Origin of the sequence: Delftia sp. JD2 (assembly GCF_001682645.1) — a bacterium.
GTDB lineage: Bacteria > Pseudomonadota > Gammaproteobacteria > Burkholderiales > Burkholderiaceae_C > Comamonas > Comamonas acidovorans.
The window spans coordinates 22,303-35,722 of record NZ_LFJT01000028.1 but is presented as its reverse complement, the minus strand read 5'-3'; the positions used below and the strand labels follow the sequence as shown (position 1 = coordinate 35,722).

Genomic DNA, 13,420 nt, shown 5'->3' with positions numbered 1-13,420 from the left:
GCCTTTGAACGAAACCGGCCTGCGGGCCGGTTTTTCTTTGTGCGGTCGTCTCAGTCGGCGCCAGCGGCGCCGTCTTCATTGGCGCTGCCCGGCGCAGCGGGCGGGAGCACGGCCTGCTCTATGCGTTCGAGGCGCTTTTCGATGCGCTCCACGGCTTCGGCGCTCATCTTGATGTCGTAGATGCTCACGGGCTCCTCGCATTCCAGCGAAGGGTCCGTCGCGGCCGACAGGCGGCCGAGCAGAGGGGCCTCGAACGTGGTCTGCAGCCGGGCCACGACTTCGGCGTTCATGGAACGGCCGGTGCGCTTGGCTGCCTCCTCGACGAGGTCCTTGAGTTCCTGCGGCAGGCGCAGCTTGTACTGAGGATCGGTCTGTTTCATCGCCGGCAATCATGGACCGGAAAGGTATTGACTGCAAGGGACCTGAAAGGTATTGTTGCTTCGGGACCAGCACGGTCCCGCGCAAGGGGAGCCATGAAGACAGTCAACCCATCGGGCCGCAGTCACCAAAAATCCTCACCACAGCACCAGGAGGTGCTGGCGGTCGATGCGCTGTGCCACATGGGCGCGGCCCTGGGCGTGCTGGAGCTGCATGCAGAGCGCGCCGGCTCGGCCATGGTGTGTGCCGCGCGTGATTTGCTGCGCGGCTACCACGCCAGCGCTGACCAGGCGGTGGCCAGCCTGCAGGCCGGCGACCGTGCGGCAGGCGTGCTGCCGCAGTTGTCGCAGGACCTGGGCTATGCCATCGAGGTCATCGACCGCGTGAACGACGATGCACCGGACGACCTGGTGCTCTATGCCGTGACCTGCCTGCTCAGAAGCGCCAGGAGCTTTGCCGACGGCCGGCCGCGTGAATCTGCCTGAACCGTGCTGAGGCTCAGAGCTGGCCTTCGGTCAGCGTGTCGAGCTGGAAGCGGCCGGACTTGTCCCAGAGCCAGGTATCGGTATAGGTGATGCGGGCGGCGCCGGCCGGGGCGGGGAAGGGCGCGGCGGCGCGCACCAGGCGCTCGATCTCGCTCACCACTTCGGGGGCATGGCTGGGCGCGCGCATCCAGTGCAGGCGCTGGACCTGGCCGTTGCGGTCGATCTGCACCTGCAGCACGCCGATCGCGTAGAGCATGGGCGGCAGCTGGCCCTTGTAGATGCGCTCGGCATTGCGCGCGTACAGATGGTTGGCCGCCACCTTGCGGTATTGCAGCTGTGCGCTGGAGGTGGCTTCGTCGGGGCGCGGGCCGGGGCCGGGTGGCGACTTGCAGGCCGTGACCAGGGAGGCAATGGCGGCCATCAGTCCCGCCCACAGCCAGGGACGGCCGGAACGTGGTTTTTGCACGGAACTGTGCTGAGAGGAATCGGGGGAATCGGGCATGATTGCGAGCGTATCCTGAAACGCTGCGGCACCGGCAGTCGGAGCGCAAAACTCAAGTGCCGCAGCGGAAAATCCCGCAACAAATTCCAACGAAGCCCGCAGGCGCCACGACGGGCTGTCAGGTGCGCCCATGTGGAGTGACACGTTCAAGAAAGTCGAGCAGGGCCTTGCGCAGGGGCCGCTGTGCTGGGTCGAGGTGATGGAGTCGCGCGGCTCGGTGCCGCGCGAGCGCGGCGCCTGGATGGCCGTGTTTGCCGACCGCGTGGCCGGCACCATTGGCGGCGGGCACCTGGAGTTCGACGCCATCGACCGCGCGCGCAGCCTGCTGCGCGACGCTGCCCTTCAGGCCGGATTGCCCGGACAGCCTGGGCAGGCCGGTCCCGCCCTTGCCGAGCACCAGCACCGCTATCCGCTGGGACCCAGCCTGGGCCAGTGCTGCGGCGGCGTGGTGATGCTGAGGTTCGTGCTGGTGCCCCAGGGCCGCATGGACATGCTGCGCGAGCGGCTGCAGCCGCCGCGCGACTGCGTGGCCCTGTTCGGTGCAGGCCACGTCGGCCATGCGCTGGTGCGCCTGCTGTGCAATCTTCCCTACCGCGTGATGTGGGTGGACAGCCGCGATTCGGTCTTCCCCGAGGAGGAGCACGAGCTCGTGCAGTGTGAATACTCCGATCCCGTGCAGTCCGCCGTGGCCGACCTGCCCACCGGCTCCCAGGTGCTGATCATGAGCTTCAGCCATGCCGAGGACCTGGAGGTGGTCGCCCAATGCCTGAGCCGCCAGCGCCAGCACGGCGACCTGCCCTATGTGGGCCTGATCGGCAGCGCCACCAAATGGGCCACCTTCCGGCGCAGGCTGCGCGAGCGCGGCTTCAGCGATGCGGAGCTGGACCATGTGACCTGCCCCATCGGCGTGCCCGGCATCAAGGGCAAGGAGCCTGAGGTGATCGCGGTGGCCGTGGCGGCGCAGTTGCTGCAGCGGCGCAGCGCCGCGCCCGCGCAGAATCAGGGAAATCTCTAGTGAATTGATGTCGCGCAAGCCGGCTGGCTGTCGAAAAATTGCATACACTTTGTGTCTACGAAATGGTCGCAGCGGTGCACCGGCGGTATATCTACCGGGTGCGCGGCCTTTTTCTTCTGCTCAGAGCGCCCGCAGTGGTGAGCAGGTTGAACACCGGCGGCCCCCACGCTGCCAAGGTTGAGAGCTATGGAAAGCTACATTCTCGACTGGGCCAACCTGCTGTTGCGGTGGCTCCACGTCATTACGGCCATCGCCTGGGTCGGTTCCTCCTTCTATTTCGTCTTCCTCGACAGCAGCCTGACGCCGCCTGTCGATGACGACCTCAAGAAGCAGGGCGTCAGCGGCGAACTCTGGGCCGTGCACGGCGGTGGGTTCTACCACCCCGTCAAGTTCAATGTCTCCCCGCCCAAGCTGCCGGACCACCTGCACTGGTTCTACTGGGAAAGCTACACCACCTGGCTCAGCGGCTTTGCGCTGCTGACGGTGTCGTATCTGTGGAACGCCAAGATCTACCTCGTCAATCCGGCCGATCCCAACGCCATGGGCTCGGCTGCGGCCATTGCCTCGGCCCTGGCCTTCCTGGTCGTGTTCTGGCTGCTGTACGACGGCATCTGCCGCGTCTTCGGCCAGAAGAAGAACGGCGACGCCACGGTGGGCGCCATGGTGCTGGTGCTGGTGTGCATTGCGGCCTTCCTGGCCTGCCACATCTTCCCGGGCCAGGCCGCCTTCCTGCTGATGGGCGCCATGCTGGCGACCTCGATGAGCGCCAACGTGTTCTTCTGGATCATCCCCGGCCAGCGCACGGTGGTGAAGGCCCTGAAGGAAGGCCAGCCCGTGGACCCCATCCACGGCAAGCGCGGCAAGCAGCGCAGCGTGCACAACACGTACTTCACGCTGCCGGTACTGTTCGCCATGCTGTCCAACCACTACGGCTGGCTGTACAGCCATGAGCTGAACTGGCTGGTGCTGATCCTGATGATGTTCGCGGGCGCTGCCATCCGCCAGTTCTTCGTGATGCGCCACGGCTTCAAGCTGGGCCGCAATGCCCATCCCTGGCCCTACGCCCTGGTCGGCGTGCTGGTGCTGATCGGCACGGCCGTCTGGCTCAAGCCTGCACCGGCGCCTGCCGCCGCCCCTGTGTCTGCGCCTGCCGCAGCCCCTGCAGCGGCTCCCGCCGCCGTGCAGGCGCCTGCTGGTGCCGAGCCCGCTGCGACGGCGGCGCCCGGTGCCGAAGCTGCTGCACCCGTTGCGGCCGCTGCTCCCGCCGCCGACGGCGCCGTGGGCTACGCCCAGATGGCGCCCTTCTTCCAGCAGCATTGCGTGGTCTGCCACGGTGCCGCCCTGCAGCAAAAGAATGTGCGCCTGGACTCGCCCGAGCAGGTCAAGGCCCACGCCCAGCAGATCTACCAGCAGGTGGTGCAACTGCGCAAGATGCCCTTTGGCAATCCGGGTGCCCTGAACGATGACGAGCGCAGCATGGTCAAGCGCTGGTACGAGTCTGGTGCATCGGTGAACTGATCGCTGGGCCGCGCCCAAACGCTGTCAGCGTCTGGCGGCCAGCCACCAGCCCGCAGCCTCGCAAGAGCCTGCGGGCTTTCTGTTTCAGGCAGGCCAGGCTGCTGCGGTGCCATGCAGTGCCGGGCGCCGCGCTTCATCGTGCGGCGTGTGCAGCGCGATGGCGCCGCGCCCCGGCAGGCTTTGCGCCTTGGCCTGCTGCTTGGCCAGGGCCGCGAGGTTGGCGATGTCCTCGGGTGCCAGCACGCTGCCCGGCGCGACGCGCACCACGCCGATGGACAGCGTGGTGCAGGCAAAGAATCGCCGGATGCCGTGGCGGTCCTCGGCCCAGATGCCTCCGGCCTCGCGCGCCTGGTCGTCGAACAGCTGGCGCGCCTCGCCTGCGAAGGCGCCCACAATGCCTTCGCAGCGCCGCTGCCAGTCCTCGCTTTGCAGCAGCAGCATGAAGTCGTCCCCGCCCACATGGCCCACGAAGTCGCGCCGCGCATCGCAGTGCGCCACGGCCAGCCGCGCCACCAGGCGGATCATCTGGTCGCCGCGCCAGTAGCCGTAGTGGTCGTTGAAGGGCTTGAAGTGGTTGAGGTCGGCGTAGCAGGCCACGAAGCCGGCGCCGCTGTCCAGCAGTCGCTGCATGTGCAGGCTGATGGGGATGTTGCCGGGCAGGAAGGTCAGCGGGTTGGCATGGCGCGCGGCCTCGATGCGGGCCTCGGTCACGCGGCGCACCAGCTGCTCGCCCGTGCCCAGGCCCACATAGCGGCCGTTGTCGGTGACGATGAAGCCGTCGCTCAGGTAGCGCTGGTCCTGCGAGGTCAGGATGCCCACGAGCTGGTCCACATCGCAATCGAGCTCCACGATGCGCGGCTGCACGTTGGCAAAGGCCAGGCAGGGCTTGCGCCCGTGCACTTCGCGGAAGTACAGCGTGGCGTAGTGGTTCATGAACTGCTGGCGGTTGATGAGCGCCAGCGGCCGGCCGGCCTCCACGACGGCAATGGCATGCAGCTGCTGGCCGGCCTGGAACAGCTCGGCCACCTCGTCGTTGCTGGCCGCGGGCACCACACAGGGCGCCTGCATCACCATCAGATTGCGCAACACCCCCGGGCGCGCGCTGTGGCCCTGGTGGGGCAGCACGGCCACGCGCGGGTCCTGGGCCACGCTGCGCGCCTGCGTGCTGATCTGGGGCTGGGCGGTTTCGGCAGGGCGGCCCAGCAGCCAGCCCTGGCCATACGGAATGCCCAGGTCGCGCAGGGTGCGCAGCTCGTCCTCGGTCTCTATGCCTTCGGCGATCAGCGTGGTGCCGAAGACCTCCGCAATGCCCTTGATGGCCTGCAGCAGCTGCAGCGTGGCCGGGCGCTGCTCGATCTGGTGGATGAAGTATTTGTCGATCTTGACGAAGTCGGGCTTGGCCTCGGACCACAGGCGCAGGCTGGAGCGGCCGTCGCCAAAGTCATCCAGCGCCAGGCGCGCGCCCGTGGCATGCACGGCCTTCACGGCGGCGCAGACGGCGGGCATGTCGGTCACATGGTCGTGTTCGGTGATCTCCACCACCAGGGAGCGGGCTTGCACGCCGAAGCTGCGCACCGTGTCCCCGACCATGCCGGGGCCGCAGACCCCCACGGCCTGCACCAGCGCCTGGGCGCTGAGGTTGACGAACAGCCGGCCCGGCGCACTCTGCCGGCCCCAGTCCTGCAGTGCCACGCAGACCGCCAGCAGCTCGAATTCCCGAAGAATGCCCTCGGCCGCCGCCCCCTTGAGCAGGGCGTCGGGCGTGTGCAGCGGCGTTCCATGGGGGCCGCGGATCAGCGCCTCGTGCGCGTAGATGCTGGCGCTGCGCAGATCGGCCAGCGGCTGGAAGACGCAGTACAGGCCGCCCGCACGCATGAGCTGCGCCACGGGGCCTGCGCCGGACCGCACGGCGGCGGAGAGCACGGCCGCGGCAGCGGGCAGGCTGGCGAGCATCTGGGGATCGATCATGGGCTCAACTTTTCAGTTGGATACATTACGTTTCACTGATGACATTCTTGTGACAAGTATGCCGCCTGCGGACCGGTGTGCTGGCGGCGGATTGACATGGCTCAAAACGCGGCGGGAGCAAAGCCGGCAAAGTTGCATGCATGTTCGCCCTGTCTTCCTTGCAAGCTTTCGCCTTCGCGCCGGGTTCCGCCCAGGTGTTGGCCGCGGGTACCTGGCTCAGGCTGCGTCGGCAGTCGCCGGATACGGTGATGTATCTGGAGCGCGGTCGCGTGCTCCTGGGCATAGGCCAGGGTGGGCAGATGCGCCACCAGCTCGGTGTCGTGGAGGGGCCAGCCTGGCTGGATGCGGCCTTTGTGCTGCAGCGGCGCGGCAGCAGCCTGGACATGCTGGCCGACAGCGATGTCCGCGTGCAGCAACTTCCCCAGGCCGACTTCCTGAAGGCCGTCTCGCAGCTGCCTTCGCCCGCCCAGCAACTGCTGCAGGACATGGCCCAGGCCTACTGCGCGCAGACCGAGCTGGCGGTGAGCCGTCTGTCCAAGGACGCCGAGGCGCGCTGCGCCCAGTGGCTGCTGCGCCATGCCATGCCGCACGAAGCTGGCGGCCTGCGCGTGACGCTGCACCTGCGCAAGCGGCTGATCGCCGCCCAGCTCGGCATTGCGCCCGAGACCTTCTCGCGCGTGCTGCGCCAGTTGCGTGAGCACGGGCTCATCGCGGGCCGGGGCAATGTCATCGATCTGCCCAAGCCGGCGGCCCTCGAAGTGCTCGCAGTAGGCTGATTCCCACGCCGCTGACGGGTGCCGGCCTGCAAGCGCCGGTCCTTGCGGGGCGGGGTATCCACTGGTTCGCGGGTTCCACCCAGTGGGACGGCTTTCGGGCCTGCATATATTGATGGCGTCATGTCACTGGACGCCCGCCGATCTCCCTTTTTCCAGGCACTGCTGGCATCCCAGGATGCTCCGCAGCTGCCGGATTCACCCTCGCGGCCGCGCGCGGCCACAGGCTGGGGCGCCATGCGCTGCACGGTGCTGGCGCTGGCCGCTGCGGCCGTGCTGCTGGCGGGCCTTGGCAGTGCCTGGTGGGTCTCGCACAACATGCGCCAGCAGACACTGGAGCGCGCCATGGCCCGGCAGGCCGACGAGGTCGATACCGTGGCGCGCATGCTGGCCGCGCGGCTGGAGCAGCAGCAGCGCCTGCTGTGGGTGCTGGCCCAGGGCATAGCCGACCAGGGCAGCGACCCGAGCCGGCTGATGGGCGAGATGCTGCGCGGAGACGCATCCGTGCGGCTGTTCGACACCCTGCAACTGGCCGACGCGCGTGGCCAGTTGCAGCTCAGCCTGCGCGGCGGCCGTTCAGAGCCCCTGGTCGATCTGGACGAAGGCGTGCGCGACGTGATGCGGCGCAGTCTGGCCGATGGCCGGCCCGTGGTCTCCACCATGGTGCGCAAGGGGGCTGATCCCGGAATGATGGAGTTGCTGTACGCCGTGCCGCTGCGCACCGGCAACGGCACGGTCAGCGGCGTGCTGTCGGCCGGCGTGCGCATGTCCGCCCAGGCCCTGCTGCCGCCCAGCATCGATCCCTCGCGCTCCGGCGGGCGCCTGCTGGTCATGCAGCGCGACGGGCAGATCCTGGCCCATTCCGACCCCTCGCGCTGGTCGGCGCGCGCCGAGGCCGAGCCCGGCCTGGGCGCGGACTGGCTGCAGGACCCCGCGGCCGGCGCAGTGCAGGTGGGCCCCGACACCCAGCGGCGCGCGGGCTACCTAGTGACGACGGCAGGCATGCCGCTGCCGCAGTGGCTGGTGGTCAGGATCACCCCCGAGGAAGCCATCGCACCCAGCCTGGCGCCGCGCGTGCTGTGGTGGCTGCTGGCCGCCGTGGCCGGTGTCGCTGGCCTGCTGGTCCTGCTGCTGATCCTGGTCACCGAACCCATGGCGGCCCTGCACCGCACTGCACGCCAATGGCTGGCGAGCCAGGGAAGGCTGATGGCCGAGGAGCCCGATCCCGCGCCCGAACCCGAGCCGGGCCATGCCGAGGAAGGCGGCTGGCGCATGCCCTGGACCCATGCCTGGGGCGAAGCCTCCACGCTGTGGCAGGCCCTGCATCGCCTGGGGCAGCTGGGGCAGGAGCAGGGGCACGAGGTCGGCCGGTTGCAATTGCAGCTGCAGACGCTGATGGACTACGCGCCCGTGGGCCTGGTGGTCACGCGGTCGGCGCATCTGGAGCTGGTGGGCCTGCAGGCCGCGCGCATGCTCGGCTACCCGCCGCGCGAGCTGCAGGGGCAGGCGATACGCCAGCTGTGCGCCTCCGACGCGGCGCACATCCAATTGCTGGAGCGCGTGCGCAAGGACCTGGACATGTACGGCCAGTTCGACAGCGAGCAGTGCTTTGTCCGCAAGGACGGCCGCCCCATCTGGGTGCGCCTGCACGGCCAGAGCCTGCAGCGCCTGCAGCGCGGCCTGGAGCCGCGCGCCGTGGTGCCGGCAGACCCCACCCTGGTCTGGGTGGTCGAGGACGTGACCATGCAGCGACTGGTGCGCGAGCAGCCGGGCTGGAAGGCCATGCACGATCCGCTGACCCTGCTGCCCAACCGCGAGGCCTTTGCCATGCGCCTGCATGAATGGCTGCAGGAATGCAGTGCCGCCCAGCGCCTGCCGGCCGAGGCGCTGCAGCAGGGTGAATCCGCCTTGCAGCAGAGCGACAACACCGCCGTCGCCACGATCGAGGAGGCGCAAGAGGCGCAAGAGGCGGAGGAGGAGACCGTCGGCCTGCAGCAGCATGGCGTGATCCTGTTCCTGGACCTGGACCACTTTGCCCACGTCAACCAGCAGGGCGGCCATGCGGCCGGCGACGAGGTGCTGTGCCACATGGCCCGGCTGATCGACAGCGTGGTCCGGCCGCTGGGCTGGGTGGCGCGCCTGGGCGGTGATGAATTCGCCGTGCTGCTGGCGGGCACCTCGGCGGAGCAGGGCATGCTGCTGGCGCAAAGCCTGTGCATGGCCGTGCAGGACTGGGAAGGCGCGCACGAGGGCCAGCGCTACCTGATGGGCGCCAGCGTCGGCATGGTGGTGCTCGATGCCCGCCAGCACACGGTCAGCAGCGCGCTGCGCTCGGCCGACATGGCCTGCTATGCGGCCAAGCGCAAGGGCCGTAACCGCGTCGAGGTGCTGGAGGCCGCCTGAGCGCCGGGGCCGTGCCTCACTCGAAGGATTCGCTGAAGCGCCGCAGTCCTTCGGGTTCGATCAGTGTCAATGCGCCATAGGAGACGCGGACCGCTCCGATGTCCTCCAGCTCGCCCAGGGTGCGATTGACGATCTGGCGCGACACGCCGGCCAGGCTGGCCAACTCCTCCTGCGACATGCCCAGGTGCCGGTTGCCGTTGTCTGGATACAGCCTCGAGTCGGTCAGCTCCGAGATGCAGTGCGCCACATGGCGGCTGGAATGGTGCAGCCGCGCATGCTCGCAGCGGCCGATGAACTGGCCCAGGCGCGCATTGAGCTGGTCCAGCAGGAAACGGTTGAAGCCGAGGCTGCGCTCCAGCAGCCAGTGAAAGGTGCTGGCCGGCATCAGCGCCACCAGCGTATCCTCGATCGCCGTCGCGTCGAACGGCCAGCATTCGTGCTTGAGCAGTGTGCCCTCGCCGAACCAGCAACCCGGGGTAAAGGTGGCCAGCGTGGTGCTGCGCCCGGTAGGCGACAGCGCATGGATCTTGACCGCTCCCTGGACGACACCGGCCCAGTGGCCGGCCCGGTGCGTCTTGTGGCAAAGCGGGGTGCCGGCCGGTATGTGCCGCAACAGCACCTCCCGCCGCAACCTGAGCAGGTGGGCCCTGCTCAGGTGGGGCGCAAAGGGCGCGGACTTGAGGACGGCGTTGATCGTGGGCGGCTGCATGGTGCTTGATGCAAATCTTCAATGAAAGTCTGCTGCTTCATTGCATGAATTGGCACGCTGCAAACCCTGATCACCGGCCCCGGACGCCTGCGGGACTTCGCGCAGGGTGCAACTCAATCGTTGCGCGAGACCGGCGCAGGCCCGGCCTTGGTGCCCGCCGGGCCGGCACTGAAATCGGTCAGGAAGGCCGCCTCCTGGCTCTGGCCCGTTCCGGCCTGGCTCCAGTCGCACACTCCCGCCGCAAACACTGCGGCAAGGCGCTTTTGCTGGGCCGGGCTGAAGGTGATGCCGGCGTACTCCGGGCTGGAGAACGAAAGGGGCTTGAGCTGGCACTGGTAGATGTCCTCCGCGAGCGGACCTCCGGCCACCTGGCGTGGCGACAGGGTCGGCTTGAGGGGACAGGCTGGGTCGTCCAGGGCCAGGACTTTGTCGAGATCCGAAGGGGCGGCTCCCGTTGCGGCGATGCATCCATCCCTGACATCCGAAGGCCTGTTGCGCACCACTTTCTGTGCCAGCGCAGCGCCGGTGGTGTCGCGCTCCACGGCGGTCAGCCAGCGGTCCATCATGACAAAGGCCTCGCGTCGCATGGCCGGGGCGATCAGCAGCGGGGCCATACCCTTGCTGGCACGGATCACATGGTTGTCATGGTGGCCGTTGGCGGCATCCAGCCGCGCGCGTTGCTGCAGGCTGCGCCAGGTCATGTGGATGTCGCTGCCGCCCTCGGGCCGCAGGTCAATGATGGCCACCTGGGACAGGTTCCTGCCGTTGCTGGTGAGGCCACTGCTGTAGAGCCTGGGCAGCAGGCTGGCCACGGCCCGCTCGCGGGCTGCCGGCCGGGACGCAGTGCCGCCGGTCCAGTCCATGTCGTTGGTGTAGCTGCCGATGCCTTCGTTGAGCTGCACGAAAGCCTCCGCGTCGATGGCGCCCGACTGCAGCGCCTTGAGTCCGTACTGCAGGCCCGTGTTGTCATACGGCAGCTGCGGCTTGGTGTGGCCGTCGGTGTCCTTGAACGTCCCGAACACCGGGACCAGCATGTCGTGGATCGAGCAGCGCACGCCCTGGCCGCGTGTGCGCGGGTCGTAGACGATGGAGGCGGGAAAGCCCACGCCGCAGTTGTCGGGCAGCCGGGGGTTCTGCGGGGCGATGAAGCTCCCTACCCATTTGTCGCAGTAGCTGGCCGGATGGCCATTGATGGCGGCCTTCGCGGTGTCGCTCAATGCCTGTCCTGCGGCCGTCCTGTAGTAGCTGGACAGCAGGCCGCAGTCGCGTGTTTCCATCCAGGTGGACACAGCATCGGGATAGCTCAGCCCCGTCTGTATGCCCTGCAGCAGACCCGGCATGGCGGAGGCGATCACTGTCTGCATCATGGAGCCACCCGAGTCGCCGTCGCCCATGGTGTAGCGCACTTCGCCGTAGTTCTCGATCAGATGCTCCTTGATGCGCATCATGTTCTCGGCGGCCAGCAACTCGTTGTTGTTGTGCAGGTGGTTGGTCAGCATGGCTTTCACGACCATGTGTCCTGCCGCGAGCGCGTTGGGGTCGAACGGCAGGCTGCCGCTGAACTGGTCGAGGAGGTTGACCGCCGGCTCCTGGAAGCGATTGCCGGAAGCGGCTGCGCCGAATCGCCACAGCACCTTGCCGTTCCATCCCTTTTGCGGCTCCCAGGGCGTCCAGGCCTGCGCGGGGTCATGGTAGGCCAGGATCTGGAAGGTGCCGCGGCCCATGACGCCAGTTTCCATGCGCAGCAGGTGCTTGACCGTATCTCCGCGGTCGTTGGTGAAGTCGGCGATCTCGCTGTCGGCCGGGCGCTGCGATGGGTCGTAGGCCACATGGCAGGGCATGGCGCCTGCCGGACCCATCGTGCAGGCACTGCCTTGCCTGGCCTTGGGCATGTAGTAGTAGGTGTACTGGGTCCTGGTATTGCACTGGACATCCACCGGATCGGTATCGAGACCGCTGACGCGCGTGGTCACGGTCGCCGAAAGTGCCGTGCCGGGCACGGAAACGGTGGCTTGCGCGCCATTGCGCGTGGCGCAGATCCACGGCGCGGTCTGCGGCCCGGCGAAGATGGGATCGCCCCGGCCATGGTTGGTGATGTCCAGCCGTGCCCTCGCGCTGCCGGCCGCCGTGGCGGTGAGGGTGTTGGCGCCCACCTTCAATCCCTCGACCCGGCCCAGAATCCGGCCACTGGCGCGCTGGGCGAACCGGGCGGTGACATCCGTGCCATTGAGCGCCACCTTCAGTGCACCGGGCGGGCTGCCCTTGGGCAGCACAATTTCAATATAGGCATTGCCGTCGCTGATCATGTCGGCCCGGTTGGACAGGCTGCGTATCTCGATGACACCCAGGCCTGAGTCACCGCTGCCGCCGCAGGCGGTCAGCACACTGGCGAGCGTGGCTGCGGCCACCATGCCCGAAAAAGGGGTTGGCTGTTTCATCGTCTTGTCTCCTGCAATCCACTTCCTTTTGAAGCGATTTCATTGAATCACGCTAACAGTCTGCAAGTCTGTATAGGTTTGGACAATGGTTTGCCGGCGACTGGCTCGCATATTGCATGCGCTGCGTGCACAAGTGTTTAACCGCCCCTGCCCAGGGCATTCTTGGTGCTTGTATCTAGCTGGCGGGGGTCATGGCTGGGTTACGCTGCGGGCTCCCCATGACCTGCGGCGCGTCCCCGGCGCGACCGCTCTTTTTTTCGCTGATTGCTTCGCTACATGCGCGACCAGGCCCTGTTCGACAAGATTGATCTGCACCTGATACGGGTGCTGCACACGGTGCTGACCGAGCGCAGCGTCTCGCGTGCCGCATTGCGCCTGGGCATGCACCAGCCGGCGGTGTCCGCTGCGCTCAAGCGCCTGCGTGACCTGGCCGGCGATTCGCTGCTGGTGCGCTCGGGCGCGCACATGCAGCCCACCGAGGCCGGGCTGCGCATGGTGCAGCCGGCCGCCGACATCCTGCGCGCGGCCGAGGGTCTGTTCAGCGATGCGCGCCATTTCGATCCCCGCACCTCCACGCGCACCTTCCGCATCGCCGCCAGTGACTACCTGGACCCGCTGTTCCTGCCGCGCCTGGTGGCCCATCTCAAGACCGAGGCGCCCGGCTGCCCCGTGGACATCCTGGCCCTCAACGGCGACGCGCACTACGAGGTGCAGCTGGCCCAGGGCGATGTGGACGTGGTGATCGGCAACTGGCCCGAGCCGCCGCAGGGCCTGCACATGGCCAGCCTGTTCGAGGACGAGGTGGTCTGCCTGGTCAGCCCCCAGCACCCGGCCGTGCGCCGCGGCTGGGACGTGGCCCAGTGGCTGGAGGCCGAGCACATCGCGCCCACGCCCACCTACCCGGGTGCGCGCGGCGTGATCGACGACCAGCTGTCCCGCATGGGCCTGCAGCGCCAGGTGGCGGCGCGCTGCGCGCATTTCAGCCTGATCCCCGACATCGTTGCCACCAGCTTGCTGGTGCTGACCACGGGGCGGCTGTTCTGCGAGCGCTTCAGCCAGCGCCTGCCCCTGGTGATCCTGCCCTGCCCGGTGGAGTTCGCGCCGCTGGTGTACTACCAGTTGTGGCACGCCCGCACGCACATGGGCGCCTCCACGCGCTGGCTGCGCGACGCCGTGCGGCATGTGGCCCTGATGTCCCGTGCCCGCTAGGCGATGGCGGCAGGAACCGCCT

Annotated in this window: 11 protein-coding genes; 6 read left to right on the top strand and 5 right to left on the bottom strand. The window is 68.1% G+C overall.

Annotation, left to right across the window (positions count from 1 at the left end):
• Positions 1-50 precede the first annotated feature (50 nt).
• On the bottom strand, positions 51-380 hold the full coding sequence (locus tag ACM14_RS16395) for an Arc family DNA-binding protein (RefSeq protein ID WP_065346743.1): 330 nt from the start codon (positions 378-380) through the stop codon (positions 51-53).
• 93 nt (positions 381-473) lie between these two features.
• Here ACM14_RS16395 and ACM14_RS16390 point away from each other — a divergent pair, with 93 nt between their 5' ends.
• Positions 474-863 carry a hypothetical protein gene (locus ACM14_RS16390; RefSeq protein WP_065346742.1) on the top strand — a complete coding sequence of 130 codons (390 nt, stop codon included), beginning with the start codon at positions 474-476 and terminating at the stop codon, positions 861-863.
• Between the two features lie 13 nt (positions 864-876).
• Here ACM14_RS16390 and ACM14_RS16385 read toward each other — a convergent pair whose 3' ends face one another.
• Positions 877-1,365, bottom strand: coding sequence for a hypothetical protein (locus ACM14_RS16385; protein ID WP_065346741.1), 489 nt, complete (start codon positions 1,363-1,365; stop codon positions 877-879).
• Between the two features lie 130 nt (positions 1,366-1,495).
• Here ACM14_RS16385 and xdhC point away from each other — a divergent pair, with 130 nt between their 5' ends.
• Positions 1,496-2,380, top strand: a complete 885-nt coding sequence (gene xdhC, locus ACM14_RS16380; protein ID WP_034391120.1) for a xanthine dehydrogenase accessory protein XdhC — start codon at positions 1,496-1,498, stop codon at positions 2,378-2,380.
• A 186-nt stretch (positions 2,381-2,566) separates the two neighbouring features.
• Positions 2,567-3,898, top strand: a complete 1,332-nt coding sequence (locus tag ACM14_RS16375; protein WP_065346740.1) for a urate hydroxylase PuuD — start codon at positions 2,567-2,569, stop codon at positions 3,896-3,898.
• Positions 3,899-3,982: 84 nt separating this feature from the next.
• On the opposite strand, the gene ACM14_RS16370 is transcribed toward ACM14_RS16375, so the two are convergent.
• Positions 3,983-5,866, bottom strand: a complete 1,884-nt coding sequence (locus ACM14_RS16370; protein ID WP_065346739.1) for a phosphodiesterase — start codon at positions 5,864-5,866, stop codon at positions 3,983-3,985.
• A gap of 140 nt (positions 5,867-6,006) precedes the next feature.
• Here ACM14_RS16370 and ACM14_RS16365 point away from each other — a divergent pair, with 140 nt between their 5' ends.
• Positions 6,007-6,642 carry a Crp/Fnr family transcriptional regulator gene (locus ACM14_RS16365; protein WP_013803698.1) on the top strand — a complete coding sequence of 212 codons (636 nt, stop codon included), beginning with the start codon at positions 6,007-6,009 and terminating at the stop codon, positions 6,640-6,642.
• A 120-nt stretch (positions 6,643-6,762) separates the two neighbouring features.
• Positions 6,763-9,042: a diguanylate cyclase gene (locus ACM14_RS16360; RefSeq protein ID WP_065346738.1), complete on the top strand. Its 2,280-nt coding sequence runs from the start codon at positions 6,763-6,765 to the stop codon at positions 9,040-9,042.
• Between the two features lie 16 nt (positions 9,043-9,058).
• Here the strand turns inward: ACM14_RS16360 and ACM14_RS16355 are convergent, their stop codons facing one another.
• Positions 9,059-9,751 (bottom strand): Crp/Fnr family transcriptional regulator, encoded by a 693-nt coding sequence (locus tag ACM14_RS16355; RefSeq protein WP_065346737.1) that lies wholly within the window; start codon positions 9,749-9,751, stop codon positions 9,059-9,061.
• Positions 9,752-9,864: 113 nt separating this feature from the next.
• Positions 9,865-12,189 (bottom strand): DUF6351 family protein, encoded by a 2,325-nt coding sequence (locus ACM14_RS16350; protein ID WP_065346736.1) that lies wholly within the window; start codon positions 12,187-12,189, stop codon positions 9,865-9,867.
• Between the two features lie 276 nt (positions 12,190-12,465).
• Between ACM14_RS16350 and ACM14_RS16345 the strand changes: the two genes are divergently transcribed.
• A complete protein-coding gene (locus tag ACM14_RS16345) occupies positions 12,466-13,398 on the top strand; it encodes a LysR family transcriptional regulator (RefSeq protein ID WP_012204057.1) in 933 nt (310 codons plus the stop codon).
• Positions 13,399-13,420: the final 22 nt, after the last annotated feature.

What these genes read in the sequence shown, in the direction of transcription:
- ACM14_RS16395 (WP_065346743.1), bottom strand. Translation starts at nt 380, where the DNA reads ATGAAACAGACCGATCCTCAGTACAAGCTGCGCCTGCCGCAGGAACTC.
- ACM14_RS16390 (WP_065346742.1), top strand. Translation starts at nt 474, where the DNA reads ATGAAGACAGTCAACCCATCGGGCCGCAGTCACCAAAAATCCTCACCA.
- ACM14_RS16385 (WP_065346741.1), bottom strand. Translation starts at nt 1,365, where the DNA reads ATGCCCGATTCCCCCGATTCCTCTCAGCACAGTTCCGTGCAAAAACCA.
- xdhC (WP_034391120.1), top strand. Translation starts at nt 1,496, where the DNA reads ATGTGGAGTGACACGTTCAAGAAAGTCGAGCAGGGCCTTGCGCAGGGG.
- ACM14_RS16375 (WP_065346740.1), top strand. Translation starts at nt 2,567, where the DNA reads ATGGAAAGCTACATTCTCGACTGGGCCAACCTGCTGTTGCGGTGGCTC.
- ACM14_RS16370 (WP_065346739.1), bottom strand. Translation starts at nt 5,866, where the DNA reads ATGATCGATCCCCAGATGCTCGCCAGCCTGCCCGCTGCCGCGGCCGTG.
- ACM14_RS16365 (WP_013803698.1), top strand. Translation starts at nt 6,007, where the DNA reads ATGTTCGCCCTGTCTTCCTTGCAAGCTTTCGCCTTCGCGCCGGGTTCC.
- ACM14_RS16360 (WP_065346738.1), top strand. Translation starts at nt 6,763, where the DNA reads ATGTCACTGGACGCCCGCCGATCTCCCTTTTTCCAGGCACTGCTGGCA.
- ACM14_RS16355 (WP_065346737.1), bottom strand. Translation starts at nt 9,751, where the DNA reads ATGCAGCCGCCCACGATCAACGCCGTCCTCAAGTCCGCGCCCTTTGCG.
- ACM14_RS16350 (WP_065346736.1), bottom strand. Translation starts at nt 12,189, where the DNA reads ATGAAACAGCCAACCCCTTTTTCGGGCATGGTGGCCGCAGCCACGCTC.
- ACM14_RS16345 (WP_012204057.1), top strand. Translation starts at nt 12,466, where the DNA reads ATGCGCGACCAGGCCCTGTTCGACAAGATTGATCTGCACCTGATACGG.